24 protein-coding genes are annotated in these 25,622 nt (G+C 35.9%); 15 read left to right on the forward strand and 9 right to left on the reverse strand.

Annotation, left to right across the window (positions count from 1 at the left end; genetic code table 11):
• Positions 1-102 precede the first annotated feature (102 nt).
• The 4 genes from FNOD_RS01160 to nuoE are packed head-to-tail and all read right to left on the reverse strand — an operon-like array spanning position 103 to position 5,133.
• Positions 103-786: a redox-sensing transcriptional repressor Rex gene (locus FNOD_RS01160; RefSeq protein WP_011993414.1), complete on the reverse strand. Its 684-nt coding sequence runs from the start codon at positions 784-786 to the stop codon at positions 103-105.
• Entirely contained in the window at positions 734-2,737 is a 2,004-nt protein-coding gene (locus tag FNOD_RS01165) for a [FeFe] hydrogenase, group A (protein WP_011993415.1), read from the reverse strand. The genes FNOD_RS01160 and FNOD_RS01165 overlap by 53 nt, the downstream gene beginning before the upstream one ends.
• Positions 2,738-2,759: 22 nt before the next feature.
• Complete coding sequence (locus FNOD_RS01170) at positions 2,760-4,658, reverse strand: NADH-quinone oxidoreductase subunit NuoF (RefSeq protein WP_011993416.1); 1,899 nt, start codon at positions 4,656-4,658, stop codon at positions 2,760-2,762.
• Between the two features lies 1 nt (position 4,659).
• On the reverse strand, positions 4,660-5,133 hold the full coding sequence (gene nuoE / locus FNOD_RS01175) for an NADH-quinone oxidoreductase subunit NuoE (protein WP_011993417.1): 474 nt from the start codon (positions 5,131-5,133) through the stop codon (positions 4,660-4,662).
• A 299-nt stretch (positions 5,134-5,432) separates the two neighbouring features.
• Between nuoE and FNOD_RS01180 the strand changes: the two genes are divergently transcribed.
• Positions 5,433-6,434, forward strand: coding sequence for a glycosyltransferase family 2 protein (locus FNOD_RS01180; RefSeq protein ID WP_011993418.1), 1,002 nt, complete (start codon positions 5,433-5,435; stop codon positions 6,432-6,434).
• Positions 6,435-6,464: 30 nt separating this feature from the next.
• On the opposite strand, the gene wecB is transcribed toward FNOD_RS01180, so the two are convergent.
• Positions 6,465-7,532, reverse strand: coding sequence for a non-hydrolyzing UDP-N-acetylglucosamine 2-epimerase (wecB, locus tag FNOD_RS01185; protein ID WP_011993419.1), 1,068 nt, complete (start codon positions 7,530-7,532; stop codon positions 6,465-6,467).
• 177 nt (positions 7,533-7,709) lie between these two features.
• On the opposite strand from wecB, the gene lpdA reads away from it, so the two are divergent.
• Entirely contained in the window at positions 7,710-9,074 is a 1,365-nt protein-coding gene (gene lpdA / locus FNOD_RS01190) for a dihydrolipoyl dehydrogenase (protein ID WP_011993420.1), read from the forward strand.
• 5 nt (positions 9,075-9,079) lie between these two features.
• Here lpdA and FNOD_RS01195 read toward each other — a convergent pair whose 3' ends face one another.
• The 3 genes from FNOD_RS01195 to FNOD_RS01205 are packed head-to-tail and all read right to left on the reverse strand — an operon-like array spanning position 9,080 to position 11,025.
• Complete coding sequence (locus FNOD_RS01195) at positions 9,080-9,529, reverse strand: YqeG family HAD IIIA-type phosphatase (RefSeq protein ID WP_011993421.1); 450 nt, start codon at positions 9,527-9,529, stop codon at positions 9,080-9,082.
• Between the two features lie 14 nt (positions 9,530-9,543).
• Positions 9,544-10,167 carry a sigma-70 family RNA polymerase sigma factor gene (locus FNOD_RS01200; RefSeq protein ID WP_011993422.1) on the reverse strand — a complete coding sequence of 208 codons (624 nt, stop codon included), beginning with the start codon at positions 10,165-10,167 and terminating at the stop codon, positions 9,544-9,546.
• A gap of 27 nt (positions 10,168-10,194) precedes the next feature.
• Entirely contained in the window at positions 10,195-11,025 is an 831-nt protein-coding gene (locus FNOD_RS01205; protein WP_049751066.1) for an HAD-IIA family hydrolase, read from the reverse strand.
• Between the two features lie 200 nt (positions 11,026-11,225).
• Between FNOD_RS01205 and FNOD_RS01210 the strand changes: the two genes are divergently transcribed.
• From FNOD_RS01210 to hydE, 7 genes are all read left to right on the forward strand, one after another.
• Positions 11,226-12,485 (forward strand): IS110 family RNA-guided transposase, encoded by a 1,260-nt coding sequence (locus FNOD_RS01210; protein ID WP_011993258.1) that lies wholly within the window; start codon positions 11,226-11,228, stop codon positions 12,483-12,485.
• A gap of 353 nt (positions 12,486-12,838) precedes the next feature.
• A complete protein-coding gene (locus FNOD_RS09350; protein WP_011993424.1) occupies positions 12,839-13,630 on the forward strand; it encodes a hypothetical protein in 792 nt (263 codons plus the stop codon).
• A gap of 256 nt (positions 13,631-13,886) precedes the next feature.
• A complete protein-coding gene (locus FNOD_RS01220) occupies positions 13,887-15,647 on the forward strand; it encodes an NADH-dependent [FeFe] hydrogenase, group A6 (RefSeq protein WP_011993425.1) in 1,761 nt (586 codons plus the stop codon).
• 384 nt (positions 15,648-16,031) lie between these two features.
• Positions 16,032-16,286 (forward strand): TM1266 family iron-only hydrogenase system putative regulator, encoded by a 255-nt coding sequence (locus FNOD_RS01225; protein ID WP_011993426.1) that lies wholly within the window; start codon positions 16,032-16,034, stop codon positions 16,284-16,286.
• 28 nt (positions 16,287-16,314) lie between these two features.
• Positions 16,315-17,724, forward strand: coding sequence for a [FeFe] hydrogenase H-cluster radical SAM maturase HydG (hydG, locus tag FNOD_RS01230; protein WP_011993427.1), 1,410 nt, complete (start codon positions 16,315-16,317; stop codon positions 17,722-17,724).
• Positions 17,711-17,971: a hypothetical protein gene (locus tag FNOD_RS01235; protein WP_011993428.1), complete on the forward strand. Its 261-nt coding sequence runs from the start codon at positions 17,711-17,713 to the stop codon at positions 17,969-17,971. Before hydG ends, FNOD_RS01235 begins: the two co-directional genes overlap by 14 nt.
• Complete coding sequence (hydE, locus tag FNOD_RS01240) at positions 17,968-19,017, forward strand: [FeFe] hydrogenase H-cluster radical SAM maturase HydE (protein WP_011993429.1); 1,050 nt, start codon at positions 17,968-17,970, stop codon at positions 19,015-19,017. Before FNOD_RS01235 ends, hydE begins: the two co-directional genes overlap by 4 nt.
• A gap of 51 nt (positions 19,018-19,068) precedes the next feature.
• On the opposite strand, the gene FNOD_RS01245 is transcribed toward hydE, so the two are convergent.
• Positions 19,069-19,338 (reverse strand): CPF_0552 family protein, encoded by a 270-nt coding sequence (locus tag FNOD_RS01245; RefSeq protein ID WP_011993430.1) that lies wholly within the window; start codon positions 19,336-19,338, stop codon positions 19,069-19,071.
• 168 nt (positions 19,339-19,506) lie between these two features.
• On the opposite strand from FNOD_RS01245, the gene FNOD_RS01250 reads away from it, so the two are divergent.
• From FNOD_RS01250 to FNOD_RS01275, 6 genes are all read left to right on the forward strand, one after another.
• Entirely contained in the window at positions 19,507-20,253 is a 747-nt protein-coding gene (locus FNOD_RS01250) for an ABC transporter permease (RefSeq protein WP_011993431.1), read from the forward strand.
• 33 nt (positions 20,254-20,286) lie between these two features.
• The gene (locus FNOD_RS01255; protein ID WP_011993432.1) at positions 20,287-21,009 is read left to right on the forward strand and encodes an ABC transporter ATP-binding protein; all 723 of its coding nucleotides are present in this window, start codon (positions 20,287-20,289) and stop codon (positions 21,007-21,009) included.
• The gene (locus FNOD_RS01260) at positions 21,006-21,926 is read left to right on the forward strand and encodes an ABC transporter substrate-binding protein (RefSeq protein ID WP_011993433.1); all 921 of its coding nucleotides are present in this window, start codon (positions 21,006-21,008) and stop codon (positions 21,924-21,926) included. The genes FNOD_RS01255 and FNOD_RS01260 overlap by 4 nt, the downstream gene beginning before the upstream one ends.
• A 39-nt stretch (positions 21,927-21,965) precedes the next feature.
• Positions 21,966-23,177 carry a [FeFe] hydrogenase H-cluster maturation GTPase HydF gene (hydF, locus tag FNOD_RS01265; RefSeq protein WP_011993434.1) on the forward strand — a complete coding sequence of 404 codons (1,212 nt, stop codon included), beginning with the start codon at positions 21,966-21,968 and terminating at the stop codon, positions 23,175-23,177.
• A 16-nt stretch (positions 23,178-23,193) separates the two neighbouring features.
• Positions 23,194-24,573, forward strand: a complete 1,380-nt coding sequence (locus tag FNOD_RS01270; protein WP_011993435.1) for an aspartate ammonia-lyase — start codon at positions 23,194-23,196, stop codon at positions 24,571-24,573.
• A 75-nt stretch (positions 24,574-24,648) separates the two neighbouring features.
• Positions 24,649-25,581: a glycosyltransferase family 4 protein gene (locus FNOD_RS01275; protein ID WP_011993436.1), complete on the forward strand. Its 933-nt coding sequence runs from the start codon at positions 24,649-24,651 to the stop codon at positions 25,579-25,581.
• The last annotated feature ends 41 nt before the right edge of the window (positions 25,582-25,622 follow it).

Below are 25,622 nucleotides of genomic sequence, written 5' to 3' on the forward strand. Positions count from 1 at the left end.
ATAAAATGACAAAATGATAAAAAAATCCCCCGGTAAAAACCGGGGTGGGAAGGTGTGGTGGCCGTTGTGAGGTCGCGTCCTCACTATATGTAATATTTTTTATTATTTAGTTACGTTAGACTTTTCAGCTTCGCTTTGTCTTCTTTCGATTAACATATGTTTTATTCCGAGCAGTCCCCTTGTTATATCTTCGTTTTGTACTATGATATCTTTAGGTAAATCTAAAATCTTTGTGGAGAAATTCCAAATTGCTTTTATTCCATATCCAACGAGTAAATCTGCGGCTTCTTGGGCTGAACTTTCTGGAACACATATTGCTGCAATCTCTACTTTGAACCTTCTTATAACTCTTGGAATATCTTTTAGTGGTAATATCATAAGCTCGCCAACCATTTGACCGATTTTCGCTGGATCGTTATCGAAAATAGCAACTACTTGCGTACCTATGTTTTTAAAACCTTTGTAATTTGCCAATGCCTGTCCTAAATGTCCCGCTCCAATTATGATTATGCTATCTCTATCTTTTGTTCCAAATAACTCATCTAATTCGGCAAGTAACTCCGGGATATAATATCCAACCTTAGGCTTTCCGTTTGTTTCAAGAAATGAAAAATCTTTTCTAACTTGTTCTGGAGTAATTCTGAGCATATCTGCTATCTCGTCGGATGAAATGTATTTAACGTTTCCTTCGTTTTGAAGTTGAGTGAGCAGCGAATGGTAAATCTTCAACCTTTCAAATGTTGCTTTTGGAAACCTCAGGATCCCCTTTCTTTCTTCCAAGTTCATTAAGCGCCACCTCTTTTATTTTTTCGATTGTTGCTTGCTCTACTATTTTATCATTAACTACGACGTTTGGTGCCATGCCACAGTTTTCTACACAGAATGTACCTTTAATCTCTAAGTTCTTTGCCCATTCTTCTTTGTTCGCTAAAGATATAAGGTTTTCAAGAATTTCGTATGAACCTTTTGAATAGCACGATGTACCGAGACATACACTGACGGAAACTTTATCTTCAACATCTGGTAATGGGAGTATTTCTATTTCTTCCTCTTCAATTCTCTTTCTGTGTTTGTATTCAGTATGTAATACTTCGTGTGCTTCGTGGCTGAGTGGTGCTCCAAAGTATTTTGTGTAAAGTTCTCTCATATGGAAGTTTTCCGTTGGTGATATAAGTACATCGACACTTTGTGTTTCCTTGAGAATCTTTGCTCTTCTTGCTCTTGTTCTTACATCGTTTGGATATGGTTGTCCACCGCCACCGATACAACCATAGTTACAAGCCATGACTTCAACAACGTCTGCGTTGAGCCTTCCTTCTTTTATGTCACTAATTACCTTTCTAACATTGCCAAGACCGAAAACAGCTACACCTCTTACAACTTTTCCATTTTCAAGTTCCACTTCTGTTAAATTTACACCCTGAGCAATTTCTCTTGTATTTACGCTTTTAACGTTTACTTTGTCTTCTATAACTTTTACGACGCTACCCAAAACTCCACCTGTCTTACCAAAGCTCAATCCTGATTGAGAAGAAAGACCGTAAGGTCTGTCGAATGATTCCGGTTCAACCATCTTTATATCAATTCCCGTTGCTTTGAAAATCTTAACAAGTTCTCTTGTTGTAAGGACTATATCAATATCCCCTTCAAATTCTTCTCTTTCCGCTTCGAATTTCTTCGCGGTACATGGCATAATTGAAACAAGAACTATATCTTCTGGATTAACACCGATTTCTCGTGCATAGTACTTTTTGATAATCGCTCCAAGTGCCATCTGTGGTGATTTAACACTCGATAAGTTTGGAAGATATTCTGGATAATATTGTTCAGCGAATTTTACCCAGCCAGGGCAACATGATGTGAATTGTGGTAACTTTTCACCATTTTCGAGTCTTTCCATAAATTCATGCGCTTCTTCATATGCAACTAAATCGGCCGCAAATGCAACATCGAATACTTTTTTGAAACCTATCATCTTTAGAATAGATACCATTCTACCAGCCATTGCTATATCGTCTTCCATACCGAACTCTTCTTGTAATGAAGCCCTAACTGCTGGTGCAATCATACCGATGACGTACTTTCCTTCCTCAATTGCTTTATAAACCTTGTCAACGTCGTTTCTTATAGCTAGAGCGCCTGTTGGACAGTAAGCGACACATTGACCGCAGAATACACATTCTGTATTTTCAAGTTTTTCTTCAAATGAAGGAACAACTTGTGCTTCAAATCCCCTGTAAGCAAAATCGATTGCTGCAACTGTTTGAATCTCATCACATGCTCTTACACAATCACCGCAGAGTATACACTTTGCATTATCTCTAACAATAATAGAATTTTTATCTGTAATTGTTTTCTTTGATATCTTTTCGAATCTATTTGTTGTAAGTCCGAAATCTTGAGCATACTTTTGAAGTTTACATTTTCCGTTCATCTCACATGTTGTACAATCGCCATCGTGAGAAGCAAGTAAGAGTTGGAGTATACCTTTTCTCATTTCGTAAATCTTCGGTGTGTGTGTCTTTATTTCCATTCCTTCCCTCGGCATAAGTGTACATGAAGTTGTTATTTCTCTTCCATCGACTTCTACAAGGCACATTCTACATGCGCCGTAAACGGAAGTTTCTGAGAGATAACATAAGTTTGGTATCTCTATGCCCACTTCTCTAAGTGCTTCCAGAACATTTCTTGCATCGTTCCTAATTTCAACTTCTCTACCGTTAACTTTTATTTTCATTGCTCATCACCCTCCCGAATAATTAACCGACAAGTTCTATGGCGCCAAATTTACACTTCGTTACACACAAGCCACACTTAATACACTTATCCTGGTCGATGACGTAAGGCTTACCTCTTTCGCCACTGATTGCATTATTTGGACAACTCCTCGCACACAAGCTACAGCTCTTACACTTTTCGGGTATGATAATGTATTTCTTAAACGCGGTACACATTCCACTCGGACATTTACCTTCTATATGTTCGATGTATTCATTTTTGAAATACTTCAATGTACTGATAATTGGGTTTGGAGCCGTCTTACCAAGTCCACATAGTGATGCTGTCTTGATTATTTCTGACAATTGTTCGAGTGTTTCAAGGTCTTCGTAAGTAGCTTTACCTTGTGTGAATTTTTCTAGTATGTTATACGCTTGCGTTGTTCCTTCCCTACATGGTACACACTTTCCACATGACTCACGCTTTGTAAAATCAAGGAAGAACCTTGCAACTTCGACCATACACCTATCTTCCGTAATTGCAACGATACCACCTGAACCAACCATCGCACCTACTGATTTCAACGTGTCGTAATCAAGAGGTAAATCGAATAATTCTTCTGGGAGACATGCGCCTGATGGTCCACCGATTTGTATAGCCTTTATCTTTTGACCATTTGATGTACCACCACAGATATTGTCAAGTATATATCTTAACGTTGTACCAAATTGGATTTCAATGATACCTGTAAGTTTGAGAGGCCCTGTGACTGAGAACATCTTCGTTCCAGGTGATTTTTCAACACCGCGTTTTCTATAATTTTCAACACCATCTCTAATTATCTTTGGTACATTTGCGTAAGACTCAACATTGTTTATTAACGTTGGCTTGCCCCACAAACCTGATTGTGCTGGGAATGGAGGTCTTGGTCTTGGTACACCTCTTTTACCTTCGATAGATGCAAGTAAAGCTGTTTCCTCACCACAAACAAACGCTCCAGCACCTTCTTTTACGTACAATTCAAATGAGAAATCTGTACCTAAAATATTTTCACCGAGCAAACCGTATTCTTTTGCATCTTCTATAGCTTTATTGAACATCTCAACTGCAATTGGGTATTCAGCTCTGATGTACGCATAGCCCTTTTGCGCACCGATTGTGTACGCAGCGATAATCATACCTTCAAGAACAGAATGTGGGTCTCTTTCAAGCAAAGTTCTGTTCATAAATGCTCCTGGGTCACCTTCGTCTGCGTTACAGACAACGTATTTGATATCCCCTTTACTATTATAGGCAGCCTCCCATTTTAAACCCGTTGGGAATCCACCACCACCACGACCACGCAGGCCAGCTGCTTTAATTTGTTCTATTATCTCTTTCCTATCCATACCAGAGAGTACTTTGGCAAGAGAAGTATATCCACCACGTGCCATGTAATCCTCTATGCTTTCACATTCGCTTGTACCTATTGCCTCCATTATGTAAAATGTTTGGTTTTTAAAGAATGTCGCATCTTCAAGCCTTTCAACCTTTTTATCTGTAATCGGGTCTGTAAGCAATAACCTTTCAATTGCTTCGCCTTTCATAAGAGTTCTCTCAACTATTTCTTCAACATCGTTAACACTGACATGGCTGTATGTAATTCCATATGGCATTATCTTTACAAGTGGGCCAAGTGAACATAATCCACAGCATCCTGTTTTTTTCACTGGTGTGTCATCATCGTCAATCTTTTCTATATTTACATCCAATCCTTTTTGATTTATAACTTCGACGAATTTAGCGTAAACCTTTCTCGAACCACTCGCGGTACAACCTGTACCAACACATACGTATATAGATGTTTTTTGGAGCTTCTTTTCTCTTTTTATTTTTAATTCTTCTATGTATCTCAACAAATCAGCTGGATTTTTGAACTTTCTTTCAACAGCTACTGCCATATTACTCAGCCTTCCTTTCTTTTAAATTTCTAAGAATCTCCTTAACCTTTTCTGGCTTCAAATTACCGTAAACCTCTCCATTAATAACCATAGCTGGAGCAAGAGCACAAGCGCCAAGACAACCAACTTTATCAAGGCTGAATTTCAAATCTGGCGTGACTTCACCTGGCTTAATTCCCACTTCTTCCTCTATAGCTTTTACAAGACTCATTGAACCTTCCATATGGCATGCCGTACCATCGCAGATGAGAATTGTGTATTCGCCCTTTGGTTTGAGGGAGAATTGCGCGTAAAATGTTGCAACACCGTAAATCTTTGCAGGTGGGATACCTAAAGCGACACCTATGTAGTTAACGACCTCTCTTGGGATGTGTCTGTACTCTTTTTGAACCTCAAGGAGAATTTTTATGAGCATCTCTTTCTTGTAACCGTACTTTTCCAATATCTTCTCGACCTTATCGAATGTCCTTGTCACCTTAACCACACCTCCAAAAATTAGTTCATTTTAATTAGCTTTATCATGTATTTTTCATGTTCATCTATAACTCGATTCTACGAAATATTACAATTGTTATTTTTATAACGTTATTTTTTTCACAATTATAATAAACCAAAAATTGCTATTAGTCAAGAGATAATTTAGAATTTTTTCACGAAATTTGATTAGGTTTGACTAAGAGACAAATATATATCTTAAAATGCTTTGTTGTATTGACTAAAAGGCGAAAAAAGTTATAATTGTAATTGGTAAATCACTTCAAGGAGGAAATAAAATTGGCTGAGCAAAAGGTATCCATTGTGCTGCCTGTTAGGAATGAGGCTAAGACTATACAAAAGGTGCTTGATGGCTTACTAAGGCAGGAATATGAAGATATTGAAATTATAGTTATTGATGGTATGAGTACCGATGAAACACGTAATATAGTTCAAAGGTATGTGGGGCGTTTTCCAGAAAAGGTTAAATTAATTGAAAACGAAAAGGTTTATACCCCATCTGGGCTTAATATCGGTATCCGTAATTCTTCAGGTGAATATGTAATGATAGCAAGTGGACACGCTTCTTATTCAAAAAATTACATTAAAGAATGTGTAAAAGCAATTGAAAGTAGTGAGTGTGATATAGCGGGTGGAGTCGTTGAAGTTTTGCCAAGAAGTGAATCGAAGAAAGCTTTGGCGATAGCTGAAATCTTAAAGCATCCATTTGGTATTGGCGGAGCGAGGTATAAACTGGGCGCGGTCGAAAAAACTTATGTTGATACTGTCGCATATGGTGTTTATAAAAGAGAAGTATTTGAAAAAGTTGGTCTTTTTAATGAAAATTTGATAAGAAATCAAGATATCGAATTTAACTTGCGGTTGAAGGGTTCAGGATACAGGATTATGTTGATTCCACAAGCAAGAGCTTACTATTTCGCGCGAGATAAGTATAAAGAATTGTGGAAAAATAACTTTTCAAACGGTTTTTGGGTTACTTACAGTAAAAAGTTTGCTGAAAATCCTTACAGATTGAGGCATCTTATTCCATTGTTTTTCGTCGTTTACTTGATTACACTTTTTGCATTTATTCTATTCTTCGATGACTTTCTCAAAGTCATTTTTTCAATACCTTTAATTTTGTATTTTGTATTGAATATTTTATCTTCATTTGGAATTTCTCTAAATCACAAAGATTTTTCTTTGTTTTTTTACGCTTTGATAGGTTTTCTTACCTTGCATATATCGTACGGTATAGGTTCACTCTTTGGGATTTTTAAATTTTTGAAAGACAAAAAATAAGAGCACAGTGAAAACTGTGCTCTTATTTGTTTATAATATACTCATTAAAATTCTTTCCGAAGCTTTTCCGTCGCCAAACGGGTTTTCCCTATCTTCTGGTTTAAATTCGAGCGCTAATTTTAGGTTTTTATAAACATCTTCTTGTGTTGTACCTGCCAAGACTCCAAACCCACTTTCAATAACTTCTGGGCGTTCCGTTGTTTCTCTGCAAACAACAACAAATTTCTTAAATGTTGGAGCCTCTTCTTGTAACCCCCCACTGTCACTTGCGACAAATAGACTATCTTTAATTAATGAGGTCATTTCAACATAGTTAACTGGTTCTATGAGATGAGCACCTTTGCAATTTTCCAGCTCGCTGTACACAATTTCTCTAACTTTTGGGTTTTTATGCACTGGAAACACGAACTCTATATTTTGCTCCTCTGAGAATTTCCTGATAGCTCTTAGGATATTTCTCATTCGCTGACCGATGTTTTCTCTTCGATGTAGAGTTACGACAAAATAATTCGTATGGTTGATTATTTTTTTACGTATAGACTCCAAATCAAATTTGTTCATTACGTACATTTGAGCATCGATAACGGTATTGCCTGTTATGATTATTTTTTCTTCTGGAAAGTTTTCTTTTAAGAGTGTGTTTTTTGCATTTTTCGTGGGTGCGAAGAGTTTTTCTGAAACTTGGTCTATAACTCTTCTGTTCATTTCTTCAGGGAATGGATCGTACAGATTTCCACTTCTTAACCCGGCTTCTATATGTCCAACTTTTATACCTCTGTTGAACGCAGCTATAGCTGTTGCCATTGCTGTTGTTGTGTCTCCTTGAACAAATATCCAATCGTAGTGTTTTTCTTTTGAAAGTTTTTCGAATTCCATAACTACTTTGTAAGTTACATCGTTCAATGTTTGGTCTTTAGTCATGATGTTCATATCGTAATCAGAATCGATGGCAAAAATATCTTTCATCATATCGACCATTTCTCTATGTTGACCTGTGCAGATAAAGTCGGTACTTATACCCATCTCTTTTGCTTTCAAATAAACAGGTGCAACCTTTATAATTTCCGGTCTGGTGCCAAATATGATTCCTATGTGCATCTTCAAACGTCCTCCCAGTTTTTCAGTTTTTGTTTACGATTTTTGTGCTTTTTAAATTATAGCATGAATTTTGCTTTTCTTAAATAGCTAATATTAATGTTGATTTTTGTTGTTTAGTGTGTTACCATATAATTGATAATTATCCGTGGTAAAAAACAAAGCAAGGAGGGAAATTTTATGTTCGATGCAGTGATTATAGGTGGTGGACCGGGAGGGTACGTTTGTGCGATAAAACTTGCACACTTGGGTAAAAATGTTGCACTTGTTGAGAAAGAGAATCTTGGTGGTACTTGTACTAATTGGGGTTGTATTCCAACAAAGGCGTTGCTTACAGCTACACATTTAATAGATGAAATAAGAGAAAAAGCAGATAAATACGGAGTTAAAGCGACTTTTGAAGGATACGATATTTCCAAAGTAATGGCACACGCACAGAAGAGTGTAACGTTGTCGAGAAAAGGTATAGAGTTTCTCATGAAAAAGAATAATGTAACATTAATAAAGGGTACTGCAGAGGTTGTAAATAAAAATCAGGTGAAGATAAAAGAATCAGGTGAGATATTTGAAGGGAAAAATCTTGTTCTTGCTCACGGTTCCGTTCCTGTCGTATTTCCACCGTTTGATAGCATCGAGGGTATATGGACAAGCAATGATGTTTTTAAGTTACAGAGTGTGCCACAGAGTTTGCTTATAATTGGTGGGGGAGTAATTGGTGTTGAATTTGCAACTTTTTTCAGTTCGCTTGGAACAAAAGTAAGAATTGTGGAATTAGCTGAACACATATTACCAACCGAAGATTCAGATGTTGCCGAAGAAGTTAAAAAAGCGATGATAAGAAAAGGCGTAGAAATCCAAGAAAAAAGTAAAGTTACAAATATTGAAAAACTCGAAAAATCTTACAGAGTTACGATAAAAGATAACAACGAGAAAGAAAATGTTGTGGAAGTTGAACGTATACTCTTAGCTGTTGGGCGAAGGCCAAATATACCGGAAGATGTAAGAGCATTAGATGTAGAAATTGAAAGGGGAATAAAGACAAATAGAAAGATGCAAACTAACATAGAAGGTGTTTACGCTATCGGTGATATAAGAGGTCATATTATGTTAGCACATGTGGCATCTTATGAAGGAATAACTGCCGCGTTGAATATAGCTGGAATAGAAGCAGAAATGGATTATTCAGCGGTTCCATCAATCATATTCTCAAATCCAGAGGTTGCATCCGTTGGTTTAAGGGAAAAAGATATCGACCATGAAAAAGTAAAGATTTCGAAGTTCCCACTATCAGCAAATGGAAGAGCAAGAACGATGCTTGAAAACATAGGCTTTGCAAAGGTTATAGCCGATAAAGAAACAGGTACAGTTCTTGGAATGTCTATTGTCTCACCAGTTGCAACTGAGCTTATCATGGAAGGTGTTGTAGCAGTTAAGAATAAACTCACGGCTCATCAACTTGAAGAATCAATACATCCACATCCAACGTTGAGTGAGACTTTACTTGGTGCACTCGAAGGAATAACAGATAAGCCATTACATTTATAAAGATTTCAGTGTAATTTGAACAATCTCTCAAAGAATCTGAAAATCTTAGTAGTTATGAATTCTTTACTTGTATCTAATGGTTCAACTTTTATAGTGTAAGCACCTATCAATTTACCAAAGAGTATGTCTGTGAATATTTGATCACCGATAACTACTATCTCATCCTTATTTTTAAAATGTTTTTTCAATCTCATCATTACTTTGAATGGCAAGGGTTTAAGAGCGCGCCAGATAATCTTTACGTTGTTGATTTCTAATTTTCTTTTTTTCCCATTTGAGACAATAAAAACAGAGGCATCGTTAGAGAGGAGATATTTGAATATCTCCTCTATTTCTTTTGGCACGATGTTAGATTTCCATACATTGATTGTGTTATCAAAATCAAAAAGAAAAACTCTCTTTCCTTCAGAGAGTAATTTTTTGAAATCTATATCTTTAACACTTTTTACTTTCAAATCAGGCTTCAGAATTATCCCTCCAAGAACGGTAAGATAGATGCACTCAATTTACTTCGGACGATTTTTTTAACTTTCTGTACCGTATTATCGACTTTTTTGAAATTTACACCAACCATTTCTTCAATTTCTTTGTAACTGTATCCGTCAAGCCAGAGCTCGAATATCTGCGTTTCTTCTTCGTTTAGCTTTTCCAATATTTCTTCATGGACGATACTTAAAATGGTCTTTTTCACGACGTTAGTACTTGTGTTTTCATCGGCCACAAAATAATCTATTTGCTCGTCATCAACATCGTCAAAAACCGAATCCATACTTGTTGAATCTGAAAGCATCTTGTTTTTCTTTCTGTTTTGGTAAGTAATAAATGTTTTTATTTCAGATTCTATACTCCTCCAAGCGAATGTTGAAAACGAACTTTTATTCTCTTCAAAATAATATATCGCTTTTATAAGCCCGATAAGTCCATTTTGAACGATATCATCAAATTCAGCCCATGGTGCATAAAATTGTGAGGCGATTCTCACAACCATTGGGTAATACTTTTCAATTATCAAATCAACAGCGTCATTCAATCCACTTTGGGCAAGTTCAACAAGTTTTTCTATTGGTTTATTTCTAAGAGCGTATTTAATCATATTTTAATGCTCTATATCTCCTTCATTTTATTTTATAAGCATTTCTGCAATTACCCCAATATCTTTTGCTATTATATGAGGTTTGATAGGTCCTTTTTCAGCTTGTTCTAATGTAGCCTCTCCTGTCAAAACAAGTGCTGTCCATGTTCCAGATTGGATACCTGCCAGTATGTCTGTATAAAGTCTATCACCAATCATACAAGTCTCAGTTGGGCTTATGTTGTAGCGTCTCATTACCATTTCCAAAAGTTTAGGTTCTGGTTTTCCAAATACTATGTTAGGGTAAACTCCAGCAGCTTTTCTGATAACTGATGCAATAGCGCCTGCATCAGGAAGTGGTCCTTCGTCGGATGGACAGTTCAAATCTGGATTTGTTACGACAAAAAGCGCACCATTAGCAACAAATTGCGTTGCTTTTTTGATTTTTTCATATGTTAATGTCTTGTCAAATGTCACGACAACAATTTCTGGGTTTTCTTCTACAACATTTAATCCTACTCTTTTGAATTCTTCTTTTATCTCGTCTGTTCCAACGATGTAAACCTTAGCAGGACCGAATTCTTCAAATAAATACTCAGCGGTTGCTACACCAGCTGTTATGAAATGCTCTTTCGAAAGGTTAAATCCAATGTTCTTAAACTCTTCAACATAGCTATCTATAGTTCTGTTGGAATTGTTGGTTAAAAATACAAACTTTTTACCAAGTTGTTCAACTATATCAACAAATTTACGTGAACCTTCAAATGGTTTCCCACTTAAATAGAATGTACCATCGATATCTAAAATAAATAAATTACATTGTTTAATACGTTCGACAACACCGTTTCTTAGCTCGATAACGCCGTCTATTTTTTCCATGCTCTTCAAGATTTATCACCACCACTATTTTATTTGTTCTTCTTTTTCATTATATCATAAAATAATTTTTTGTTTGGTGGTATAATTCTATTGTGTTATAAAATTCAAGCATTCCTGTAAGGAAAAATAGATTTTGAAAAAAGTATCGCCTCCTGATAATATATAATTACCCCATCACACTAAAATCAGGAGGCGATACCATGGAACAAAAGTATGTTAATCCAAAAGTTTCAAGAATTTCTCAAGACACTCTAATTGTCGGTATTGATGTTGCTAAAAGAAATCATTGGGTTAGGATGACTGATTATCGTGGAATTGATTTGATTAGCCCTTTCAAGATTAATAATACCATAGATGGTATTAAAATGTTAGAGGAAAAAATAAGAATTATTAAGCAAAAGGAAGGGTTAAACAACGTAATCTTAGGCATGGAACCATCAGGGCATTATTGGAAGGTTTTAGCTTGGCAAATGAAATCTAACGAGCAAGTAAATTATCTTGTTGGAGTAAATCCATATCATGTGAAGAAAAGCAAAGAATTTGATGATAACTCACCTAGTAAAAATGACAAGAAAGATGCAGGATTAATAGCCAAATTAATCAAAGATGGAAGATATTTCGATATGCATTTATCAAATGATGTGTATAGTGAGTTAAAAGTATTAACCACGACAAGGGAACAATTAGTAAGTAAGAGAAAAAATTCAAAAAATATTGTAATAGCTATAATAGACGAATACTTTCCTGAGTATGAGAAGATATACAAAAACATATTTTCGGAAGGTTCGATGAAATTATTAAAGACCTATCCATTTCCGGAAGAGATATTAAGAGTTGGAGTAGAAGAAATAGAAAGTGTATTGAAAGAATCGACAAAGGGGAAAGACTGGAAAAGTAGGGCGCGGAAGATATACGAAGCAGCGAGAGAATCGGTAGGAGTAAGAGCAGGGCAAAAAAGTGCGAAAATGAAATTAAGGATGCTATTGGAAGAAATAGAGCTATTAACAAGACAAATTCAAGAGCTAGAAGAAGAGATGAAAAAAATGATAGAAGAAACAGAAGAAGGGGAATATATAGAAAGTGTGCCAGGGATAGGAACGGTAATGACAGCCACGATATTAGGAGAGACAGGAGGGTTAAGCAGGTTTAAAAGCTGGAAACAAATAAGGAAATTAGCTGGATTGAACCTGTACGAAGAAAGTTCTGGAGAACACAAAGGAAAAACGCGGATAACAAAAAGAGGGCGGCCGTTACTGAGGAAAATAATATACTTGATGGCAAAAACGGTGATAAGACATAACCGTGAAATAATGGAAAAATATTTAAAACTGAGGAAAAGAGAAAAAAATCCATTAAAAGAGACACAAGCATTGATAGCAATAGGATTGAAAATGATAAGGATAATATTCAAGTTAGTGAAAAGCAAGACAAGATATGAACCGGAGAGAGTATATGTATAGGTGAGAAAGCCGGTCACCTCCATTAGGAAAGTAACCAGGATACGAGAATAAGCAAACTCACCATACCTCAAATAGGACGAAGGAATGTGAGAGTGTGGAACAAACCAGGTGGGCATAAGAGGGTTAGTTTGAGGGAAAATGGTGGGGAAGTAGTTAAAAAAAATAATCTAAGAAGGAATAAAGCGACATAAAAATAATGAATTAATTCATTAAAGATAAAAAATTAAAATTATTAAGATTTTAGATAAACTCTTTTGGAAAAGAAAGGGAAGTAAGAATTTTTTGAAAAAATAAGAAAAAACGTATTTCAGGAGGCTAATCAAAAATATTTCTTTGAAGAGGAGGTGAATATTATGAGAAGAAAGCCTATTTTAGTTATTTTTGCAACAGCGTTTGTAATATTAACATCTTTGGTATTTGCTGATAGTAAATCTTCTGACTTTGTGTTAAGTATAATTCCACAACACAAGGAAGGTTTCTTCGTCGAGTTCACATCGGTTGGTGTTTCCTTTGGAAATTCGGAAGTCTCAACTCAACCACTATTTGATGTTCTTGGAATTTTTAATCTTCGCTATAGATACTATGTATCGCCGTTATTTGTTTCTTCAATAGAAACTTATTTTTTCGACCCACTTTTCATTTCAAAAACTTATATGGGAGAACCATATGACGAATCATCACAGGTTTATATTTTATTCAACCGAAGCTACATACATGGGAATATGATTGTAAGACCTGTGATAATTAAACCGTACGCAGAATTGCTGACGATACTCGTTGGAAATTATAATTTTTCAGAGTATGCAGGTTCAACGATATCAAGAGGATTTTTAAGTATGGGGACATTGTTGTCTAAAAATATTGAATTATTTGGTACACTTGAGTCAGGGATGGCACTTACGATTTGGACAAGTTCAACCGTAAGCCAAGAAGAATGGAATACATTTTTAGATGAGTTAAGGCAAAAAACGCTCTACATAACCTTTAGAACGGGATTGGATTGGTATTATGATAATTATTCCGGATTAGAAATTGGTTATAGAGTAATATTATACGGTAATGATAGTCCATTAAAGCTCGTTCAAGGTTTCACAATAACGGATTGGATATACAACATAGTGAGTTCTATAAATGCTTCTTCTTAACAAAAAGTAAATATACCATTTATTACTACAGATTATTATTTGAGCTTTTCTGTAAAATTCTAAATTTTTATATTCAATTAGGAATTTTTCTACAATCGTTAAAATAGTTTATTTTGCTTAAAACCGTTGAATATAACTGATATTTCTACGAATATTTCTAAATTTTGACCACTTTTGTGCTTGTGAATTTTTTACTTTTATGGTAGAATTTTTTTAGACGTACTATGTGTTATTATACTATGGAGGTGGGTGGCCGATGGTAACAGTTTATATCAACGACAAGCCTTATGAAGTTTCAGAAAACAAAACAGTATTAGAAGTTGCACAAGAGCTTGGATACTACATTCCAACACTTTGTCATCATCCAGAACTTGAGCCAATTGGTGCTTGTAGAATCTGTGTTGTTGAAGTTGAGGGAGCAAGAACACTCCAACCAGCGTGTACAACGAAAGTGTCAGATGGAATGAAAATAAGGACAAACACAGAAAGAGTAGAAAGTGCAGTCAAATTTAATCTTTCATTGATTATGGCAAATCATCCACACGAATGTATGTACTGTGAGGCGGATGGTAGATGTGAACTCCAGAAGCTTGTCCATATGTACGATATCAAACCTATATTTGGTGTTAATGTTGATATGGATAAAGAAATTGATATCAGTAGTCCATCTATAAACAGAGAGCTTTCAAAATGTATTAAGTGTCAAAGATGTGTGAGAGTTTGTAGTGAAATACAAGGAATGAACATTTATTCAATGGTAGACAGAGGTTATGAATCTCTTCCAGAGACAGAGTTTGGTATACCAGTATATGAGACAAATTGTATAAGCTGTGGACAATGTGCCTACTTATGTCCTGTTGGAGCTATCTACGAAGCTCCAGATTGGAAGAAAGTGCTTAATTTACTTAACAAGAAAGAACCAGGAAAAGTTTACGTTGCTCAAACAGCCCCATCTGTCCGTGTTGCGATAGGTGAAGAATTTGGGGTGGAGCCAGGTACAGTTAGTACGGGAAAGATGGTTGCTGCTCTTAGAAGACTTGGATTTGATTATGTTTTCGATACAAACTTTGCTGCAGACTTGACAATTATGGAGGAAGGTTACGAACTAATCCACAGATTGCAAAACGGTGGAAAGTTCCCAATGTTCACTTCGTGTTGTCCAGGTTGGGTTAATGAGATGGAAAAAGAATGGCCAGAATTAAGAGAAAATCTTTCTACAGCAAAATCTCCACAACAGATGATGAGTAGCGTTGTTAAGACATATTTTGCACAAAAGATAGGTGTAAAACCAGAAGATATAGTTATGGTTTCCGTTATGCCTTGTACGGCAAAGAAAGATGAAATTACAAGACCACAACAGCTTGTTGACGGTATAAAAGTGACGGATTACGTTATTACGACAAGAGAACTTGGCAAGCTTATAAAACTCAAAGGAATTCCATTTGTAAACTTACCAGAAGAACAATACGATAGTCCACTTGGTACATCCACAGGTGCCGGAGCATTGTTTGGTGTTACCGGTGGTGTTATGGAGGCAGCACTTAGAACCGCATATGAAGTTATCACAGGTGAAAAATTACCAAAACTCGTATTTGATTCTGTGAGGGGACTTGATGGCGTAAGAGAAGCTGAAATTGATATTAAAGGTAAGAAATTAAGAGTAGCCATTGCGCACGGTATGGCAAATGTAAAGAGATTACTTGCTGAAATGAAAGAAGGAAAGAGATACTACGACTTTGTCGAGATAATGGCGTGTTACGGTGGATGTATAGGTGGAGGCGGACAGCCAAAGAACCTCGACCCAGATATACTTAAGAAAAGAGCAGCTGCTATTTATTCTATCGATGAGCTTAGCGTACTTAGAAGGTCGCATGAGAACCCAGATATAATAAAACTTTACGAAGAGTTCCTCGAAAAACCAAACAGCCACAAGGCTCACCACTTATTGCATACTCATTACACCGATAGGTCAAGAGCCGTGAGAAAAGCGCAAAAGCAACAAGAAAAAGTAAACTAATAAAATGGTAAATCAGTTCGGCAGTGGTTCAACACTGCCGAACTTTTTTATTTTTTACCACGTAAGAAAGAGATTGACAGAGAAAATTACAAATATTTTTGAATATATGTCAATCAAGACTGAAATTGTACAAATTCTAATGTATGTTATTTTATTCTCTTGTGATAAAATTTTATTGACAAGTGAATAATTTCTCAAAGTGGTATGTCCTTTCTGAGATGGAGGAGTTGTATCTGACATCGAGGAAAGAGGAATGATTGGATAGAATTTGTTTGTGAAAAAATTATCATTCTATTTTTTGCTTTTCAATCAGCCTCTTTCCTTGATGCAAAGGAAAGAGGCTTTTTTCATTTTGTGTAAATACGCTATGGGGAGGTTTTTGGAATGGTTGAACAAAATGAAAGATATTACACAGTGGACATCATTGTAATTGATAGGAACAACGCTTATTCTAAGGTAAATGAATTGCTTCATCAATATTCGGATATTATAAAACTTCGGGTTGGGTATCCTGTTCCAGACGAAAATATCGCGATAGTTTTTTTGATTGTTAAAGCTACGAACGATATTGTGGGTGCATTTACTGGAAAGATAGGAAATATAAAGGGTGTAAAGGTTAAAAGTATAGCCGTTAATTAAATTATTTTGTATATTGGAGGTGTTTAGTATGTTTGTGTTCACGAAAGAGTTGGAAAGTGAAAAGACGTTCATCCCAGAAGATGAAATATTCGAGTTACTCGAAACAACAAAAAATCCAGATTCTGTTAGAGTTAGAGAAATCCTTGAGAAATCTTTGAATAAGAATCGCTTAGAGCCAGAAGAAGTGGCAACTTTACTAAACGTTGAAGACAAAGACTTGCTTGAAGAGATTTTTCATGCTGCAAGGACTTTAAAAGAAAGGATATACGGTAACAGGATAGTTTTATTCGCACCTTTGTACATTGGAAATGATTGTGTTAATGATTGTGTTTACTGCGGTTTCCGTACGTCAAATCCAGAGGTGTACCGCAAAACTCTGACTTTTGATGAATTGAGGAATGAAGTTAAAGCTTTGGTGTCTAAAGGGCATAAGAGGTTGATAGTTGTCTATGGTGAGCATCCTCGTTACAGCCCAGAGTTTATAGCCGAAACTATAAGGATAATATATGATACTAAAGTCGGAAACGGTGAAATAAGAAGGGTAAATGTCAATGCTGCACCACAGACTGTTGAAGGGTATAAAATCATAAAAGAAGCGGGAATAGGTACGTTCCAGATATTCCAAGAAACTTATCATCAGCCAACTTATAAGAAATTACACCCACGTGGTCCAAAATCAAATTACGCTTGGCGATTGTATGGGCTTGATAGAGCTATGTTAGCTGGTATAGATGATGTTGGTATTGGAGCTTTATTTGGATTGTACGATTGGAAGTATGAAGTTATGGGACTTATTTACCATACGATACACCTCGAGGAAAGATTCGGTGTGGGTCCTCACACAATATCTTTCCCAAGGATAGAACCAGCAGTTGGTAGTGAGATATCGTATAATCCACCACACAGAGTTAGTGACGAGAATTTCAAAAAGTTGGTTGCAATAATTAGACTTGCCGTTCCATACACAGGTATGATTCTTACCGCAAGGGAACCGGCGGAATTGAGAAAAGAAGTACTGAAAATGGGTGTGTCTCAGATAGATGGTGGTTCAAGCATAGGTATAGGTTCGTACTCTCAAGAAGATCCGGAAAAAGTTAAGAAAAGTCAATTCATTTTAGGTGATAACCGAACTCTTGAAGAGGTTATTTACGATCTTCTCAAAGAGGGATATATTCCTTCGTTCTGTACAGCGTGTTACAGAATGGGAAGAACTGGAGAGCACTTTATGGAATTCGCAATCCCTGGTTTTGTTAAAAGGTTCTGCACGCCTAACGCTCTTTTCACGTTGAGAGAATATTTAAACGATTACGCTTCAGAAGAGACAAAAAGATTGGGTCATGAACTCATAAAGACCGAGCTTGAAAGAGTTAACAATAGGGATTTAGTTGAGAAGTACCTCCAAAGAATCGATAGTGGTGAGAGAGATGTCAGATTTTAAAACACTCAGTAAGTATCTTGAAGATGTTGCTAAAATGCTTAACACAAAGGTGTGGATATGTGAAAAAATAGGTCGAAGGTTGTCCTGCATTGCACGAGCAGGTGAAGAAAGTTACAGTGAAGCATATCAAGTTTACGAAGATGATAAATACGTGGTTTTTGCTGAAAGGCAATTAAATAATTCCGAGGAAAGCGAGTTGATAATAGATTTCATCGTTAAGTATTTAAAAGTAGGTGATTGTAAATGATAGAAATAAAAAAGATACAAAATGTTGATTTGGATTATCTAACTTATCTCTTGAGTACAGATGAACATAACGAAGAGATATTTAAAGTAGCTGATGAGGTAAGAAGAAAATACGTAGGTACAGAAGTACATCTGAGAGCTATTATTGAATTTTCAAATTACTGTTCACAGCATTGTCTTTACTGTGGTCTGAGGGCTGAGAATAGAAATTTAAATAGGTATAGAATGACGGAGGAAGAAATTTTAGAAAGAGCAAGGTTGATTGCCAAACTTGGTATAAAGACAATAGTGTTGCAGTCTGGAGAGGACCCTTACTATACAACGGAAAGGATAAGTTACCTTATTACTGAGATAAAAAAGCTCGATGTAGCTATAACTTTGAGCATAGGGGAAAGAGATTTTGAAGAGTACAAAATTTGGAAGGAACTTGGTGCTGATAGATACCTTATGCGTCATGAGACAGCTTCACCAGAATTGTACGCAAAACTCCATCCAGGTGATTCTTTCGAGAATAGAAAAGCACACCTATTTGAGTTGAAAAGACTCGGGTATGAAACGGGAGCAGGCTGTATGGTTGGGCTTCCCGGTCAAACACCTTACGATATGGCTTTAGATTTGGCTTTTCTCAAAGAATTGGATGCGGATATGATAGGTATTGGACCGTTTATACCAAATCCAGATACACCTCTTGCGAATCAAGGTGGAGGAACATTAAAAGACACTTTAAAAATGGTGGCACTTGCACGAATTGTAGTACCAACAGCAAATATACCAGCTACAACAGCGTTGGGTTCTATAGACCCGTTTGGTAGGCAAATGGGATTAAAGTGTGGAGCGAATGTGATTATGCCGAATTTAACACCGAATCCCTACAGACCAAATTACTCCCTATATCCCGGTAAAATCTGCTTATTTGAAAAAGATACCGCCTGCGTCGAGTGTACAAAAGCGATGATTAAAGGTGTGGGACTTGTCGTTGGAGAAGGTTACGGATACAGAAGAAAAATAAATATTGAAGAATATAAAATAACAGCTGTTGGTGATTAACACCAACAGCTGTTATAAACCTTTTAAATTTTTTGAGCTTTCGAGATAAAGTTAAACTTCTAATTTCATGTATTTTGCTTGTACTCCATCGATACTGTTTAGTTTTTGGCAGAGTTCTTCGTGTTTTGACTCATCGTCTACGAGTTCTAATATGATAAGTCCAACTGGTGAGCAATACTGACCTGCACCTTCGTGTAATCCAAGACGCGTTTTGATGTAACAACCGTACTCTGTCAAAAGTTTTTGAACTTCCACTGCGGCTTGTTCGCGTTTGTCAACTAAAATAGCCATAACTGTTCTTACTGTAATATCTTTCGCCATAGTCCATCCCCCTTTCAAAAGGTTGAAATAGAGTAAATCAATTAAATTATACTAAATTTTTCTATACATTGTCAAGTTTTTCACTAAGTTTAATTAATGTGAGATAAAATGAAATAGATGTAGTATAATTAATATTAAACGAAACAAAAAAATTTGGAGTGATTATAAATGCAGAAAAGAATAAATTACTTAATAGGTATAGTTGTTATATTTCTTATTTGGACAATAGCTTCGTATTTTATTAATTCACAACTTATACTCCCTGATCCATTAGTGATTTTAAGAACGATGTTGCAAGAACTCTCAAAAGATATACTTTGGAACAGCCTATTTTACACGCTTTTAAAGGTTGTTGTCGTGCTTTTTCTAACGGTTTTATTTGGTGTTTTTATTGGATTTATTATTGGGCTTAACGAGACTTTGTATGAAATCTTCAGACCATTTGTTCTTTTTATCCAAGCTTTTCCGATAATAACTTGGCTTGCTTTGGTTATGTTCATATGGGGAATTGGATGGACAGGTCCGGTAGTTGTTAGTTTCCTATCTTTACTTCCTCACGCGATACTATCCACAGCTATAGGTATACAAACAACGGATAAACGCTTAATCGAAATGGCTCAGGTGTACAATGTTAAAAGGTCTAAAGTTGTGAAAGATATATACCTTGGGTCTATATTGCCACAATTCGTAAGTACAATTCAAGTTGTTATCGGAAATGTTTGGAAGGTTGTCGTTGTTTCGGAATACATGTGCGGTGATAAGGGTATAGGTGTGCTTATCGCTTGGGCGAGGCAGTCTGTTTCTGTTGAAAAAGTTTACGCTTACACGATGATAATAATTACAATAGGGCTATTTGTTGAAAACTTTGTTAACGTAGTCACAAAGAAAGCTATTCAAAAATGGAGTATAGCGTGAACATAGCTTGATATTTTGGTTTGGGGTGATGATGTGCAAGAAATAAGAGATGAATTAGATGTGATTTTGAGTGTTGAAAATTTGAGTAAATCGTTTGAAAAGTTAAAGGTATTAGAAAATATATCTTTTAACCTTCAAAGAAATATGTCAATAGCATTTCTTGGACCTTCTGGCTGTGGTAAAACAACTATGATAAGGATTATTGCTAATTTGGAAAAGGATTACGAAGGTAAGATTGAAAGAAAATATTCGAAGATAGGATACGTCTTTCAAGAACCAAGGTTGATACCATGGAAGAGTGTACTTGAAAATTTGAAATTTGTTTGTGAGGATGAGGAAAAGATAATGGATGTTCTTAAAGTGATGAAAGTAGACAAGTATGCAGGTTATCTTCCGGCCAAATTAAGTGGTGGTATGAGGCAAAGGGTTAACCTTGCAAGAGCGTTGGTGACAGAACCAGATATTCTTTTTTTAGATGAGCCGTTTGCGTCGTTAGATATCCATACGAAGATAGATATAATAAACGATTTAAATAAAAGGCGTGAGGAGAAAAGATATTCAATGATAATTGTTACACATGATATCAAAGAGGCAATGCTTTTAGCTGATAAGATTATTCTTTTGAGTGATAAACCTAGTACCATAATTGGTGAGTTCATCACAGCTGGTGTACCAAAAACAATAAGTGACGAAACTTTTCAAAAGATTGAATCAAAGATACTTTCCGAAGTCATTAGGAGGTGGAGTGCGGTATGAAAAAAGTGTTGTTTGTTAGTATTTTACTTTTATCGGTTTGGATTTATGCGGTAAGTTTTATTAATCCATTTGGTCCAACTATTTTTCCTGTTGCTGGATTAATAGGTAAAGAAGTTAGGACGGATATATCACTTGATATGAAATTTTGGAAGACATTGGATGAAGCAACAGCTTACATAGTTTCAAAGAAGGTTAATTTTGCAGCTTTACCTGTGACTTTCGCGGCAAATTTGTACACGAAGGGAATTGATGTCAGACTTGTTGGTGTTTACAGCTGGAGACTTTTCTATGTTGTAGCATCACCTGATTTCGAATTTAAAGGATACCAGAGCTTGAAGGGTGAAAAAATTTACACGGCACACGGTAGAGGTCAAACAGCGGATGTTGTTATGAGATACTTACTTGTAAGGAATGGGCTTGAACCAGACAAAGATGTGACATTTGCTTACGCTCAACCTCAGGAGATAGTTTCTTTGTTTAACAGCGGTAAAGTCAAAGTCGCAGCTATTCCAGAACCATTTGTGACAATGGTACTTTCAAAAGGTAAGATAATATTAGACTTGCAAGATGAGTGGAATAAAGCGAGTGGAACAAAATATGGAATACCAATCACAGGTATATTTGTTACAGGCAAACTACAGGATTATTCAAACACTGTCAAATTGTTTGAAAAATCGTTTATTGCAAGTTTGAATTGGTCATACAATAACGTTGATAAAGCCGTTGAAATAACAAGTAAGCAATTGGGCATACCTGTAAACGTATTAAAAACATCTCTCAGCAGAAGTCAATACAATTACGTACCAGCGAAAAATTGCAAAGATGAGGTACTTACTTACTTGAAAAAGCTCAATGAACTTTACCCAGATGGAATGCCAAAAGTACCAGATGAAAATTTCTTTTTCACCGGTAAGTAATTTCTAATTTTACCCAAGAATTTTGTAAGGAGGCACAAAATGTTACCTACAAGCGGTTTTAGAAAACATATCTCCATTGTTGGGCGAAGAAACGTTGGAAAATCTTCATTTATGAATGCATTAACTGGACAGGAAATCTCTATCGTTAGTGATACCCCTGGTACGACTACGGACCCAGTTCACAAAGCCATGGAATTATACCCACTTGGTCCTGTGACTTTAATCGATACACCTGGACTTGACGATGTTGGTGAACTTGGTGAGAAACGTGTTGAAAAGGCTATAAAAGCATTTTATAAATCAGATGCAGGAATTTTAGTAGTCGATGATTTTCCACATGAATATGAGATGAAAATTAAAAAACTCTTCGATGAATTGGAAATACCATTCATCGTTGTGGTAAATAAATCTGATATACTTGGTGAAAAAGCAAATGAGATAGCGAAAGAGTATGAAAAGATCTTTTCTGTTCCGGTGTTTGTTGTAAGTTCTCTGGGGCGTCAAGGCTTTGAAGAGATAGGTAAGACACTGAATAGTATAATTCCAAGCGATGAAGAAATACCATTTATTCCGGACTTTATCGAAGGTGGAGACTTGGTTGTACTTGTTGTACCTATCGACTTAGGCGCGCCAAAGGGAAGGTTAATAATGCCTCAAGTTCATGCGATAAGGGAAGTACTTGATAAGGAAGCAGTTGCGATAGTTGCTAAAGAGAGAGAACTTAGGTATACTCTTGAAAAACTCAACGAAAAACCTAAGTTGGTTATAACCGACTCTCAAGCTGTGATGAAAGTGGATTCTGATGTGCCGGAAGATGTTTACCTCACAACATTTTCTATTTTAGAGTCTCGTTACCGTGGTGATATAGAGTATTTCGTTGAAAGTGTTTATAAAATAGAAGAACTAAAAGATGGAGATACTGTTATTATAATGGAAGGATGCACACACAGACCACTTACGGAAGATATAGGTAGAGTAAAAATCCCAAGATGGCTTGTCAACCATACAGGAGCTAATTTAAATTTCAAAGTCTGGGCTGGTGTTGATATGCCAGAATACGAAGAAGTAGCAGATGCGAAGCTTGTTATACACTGTGGTGGATGTGTCAATACACGAAATCAGATTATGAGAAGAGTGCGGATGTTCAAAAGACTCGGTATACCTATGACAAATTATGGAATTGTAATATCTTACATGCATGGGGTGCTTGAAAGGGTTTTAAAGCCACTGGGAATTGTCGTTGAAAAGTAATGAGGGTGATGTGATAATGAATTGTAGAACAGAGAAAGATTATTTAGGTGAATGCCTTATACCTGAAGATGCTTATTATGGTGTTACCACTCAAAGAGCTTTGGAATTATTCCCTTCTACAGGTGAAATTTTAGATGATAAATTCATTTGGGCATATTTTATGATAAAAAAATCGGCAGCGATTTTAAATAGCCAGCTAGGATATTTGGATAATCAGATTGCTCAAGCTATACAAAAAGCATGCGATGAATGGGAGAAATTGAAAAGTTATATCGTTGTCGATCCACTATCAGGTGGTGCTGGTACATCGGTAAACCTAAACATAAACGAGGTTATAGCTAACAGAGCTACGGAATTATTGGGTGGTAAGAAAGGTGAATACATTGTTAACCCATACAATCATGTAAACCTACACCAATCGACGAATGACACATTTGTCACAGCTGGGAAGATAGCTGTAATCGTCAGATTAAGAGAATTAGTGGAGGCAGTTATAAAATTACAAGAGAAGATACAAGAAAAGGAGAAAGAATTTTATTCTATAAGAACAATCGCTCGAACTCAGTTGATGGATGGTGTCCCTATACTTATGGGACAACAATTTGGTGCATGGGCAGACGCACTTGCACGTGACAGATGGAGATTAAACAAAGTTGAAGAGCGGATTAGAAGTGTAAATATAGGCGGAACAGCTATTGGCACGGGAATAGGCGCACCAAAAGAATACGTTTTGAAAATAGTTGACGTATTGAGGCAAGTCACGAACGTCAAAATTGCTAAATCAGAAAATCTAATAGATGCAACTCAAAACCTCGATGTGTTTGTTGAAATCCATGGGTTGATAAAGGCACTTGGAGTCAATCTATTCAAAATATCGAATGACATAAGACTTCTTGGGAGTGGACCTAATGCAGCCATAGGTGAGCTTGAACTCCCAAAAGTACAAATTGGAAGCTCTATAATGCCAGGAAAAGTCAATCCAGTTATTCCAGAGTACGTTATGCAACTTGTTCTTGCGGTATTTGGACATGACGAAGCAATTTCTCATGCCACAGCTCAGGGGAATTTGCAGTTGAATCAATTTGCTCCATTAATAGTTCACTATACACTTAAGTCCATGCAATTTTTATCAAAAGCTTGTAACTCGTTAAGTGATTATATAGCGCAAATAAAAGTTAAGGAAGAAAAGTGCAAAGAACATCTTAAAAAATCAACTGCAAATTTAACCCCACTGATAAATTATTTTGGGTATGAAAGAGTAGCTGAGAAAATAGTAGAAACAAATTGGGATATAGAAAAGGCAATAGAACTGTTAGCTAAAGAAGAAGGCATTTCATCTCAGGAACTTGTGAAAAAATTGAATATAGACAAAATGACCGGGCTTGGATATTATTGATTTTAGGTAAATTTTGATTTATAATAGCATTGGATTTGAAATTTATATATATAATTGGGATGGTGAAATAAATCAATGATTTCAATGCTTTATACTTTTTTAGCTTCTTTTATATTCACACTTATCATTATTCCTTTTTTAATAAAAATAGCCTTTAAATTGAATATCGTTGATAAACCTGATTATAAATTGAAAACCCACGAAAAAGCTACCCCATACTTAGGTGGGGTAGCTTTTGTTCTTTCTTTCCTGATATTTACGCCATACAGCTTGTTTAGGAAATTGTACATTACGGTATTAAGTTTAATGGGATTGTACGATGATATCAAATCAACAAATCCTTGGATAAGGTTAATTGTAGAATTTCTTATAGGATTTTTAGTCTCGACAAGATTTTTGACAAGCCCTGTTGAAATATTTGTAGCCACGTTTTTTTACGCATTTTTAATTAACTCGGTAAATATGATGGATGGCATGGATGGAATTTGTGCAATAACTTCTGCTATTGCGGCTTTTGGACTTATTTGGACCGTTATGTTCCCATACGATAAATTTTATTTAATATCATTGATGGGAGCATTATTAGCTTATCTAATATACAACTTCCCACCTGCGAAAATTTTTATGGGTGACATGGGGAGTTACACGATAGGTGCAATTTTAGGAGTTTCGGTGATATCCTCCTTTTCAAAAAGTTTATCCCACACTGTAGCTGCTTTGATAATTTTGACTCCATTTTTCTTAGACACATTTACGAGTATGATTAGAAGAATATTGACAGGCAAATCACCATTTTACGGTGACCGCGACCATATTTACGATAAATTATACCGCAGATTAAATAGCAAAAGGAAAACTTTCACGGCTATGGCTTTAATAAGCTCTGCATTTTGTTTCTTAGGAATGATTTACATAAAATTTGAAATAATCTCGGCGCTATTTACGATTGTTTTAATTATCTTTTTAACGTTAAAACTGAAACTTTTGAAGTACGATGAATTAAAATAAAAAACCCCTAAATGGCTTTAATAAACCATTTAGGGGGTTTT

This window comes from Fervidobacterium nodosum Rt17-B1, assembly GCF_000017545.1.
GTDB lineage: Bacteria > Thermotogota > Thermotogae > Thermotogales > Fervidobacteriaceae > Fervidobacterium > Fervidobacterium nodosum.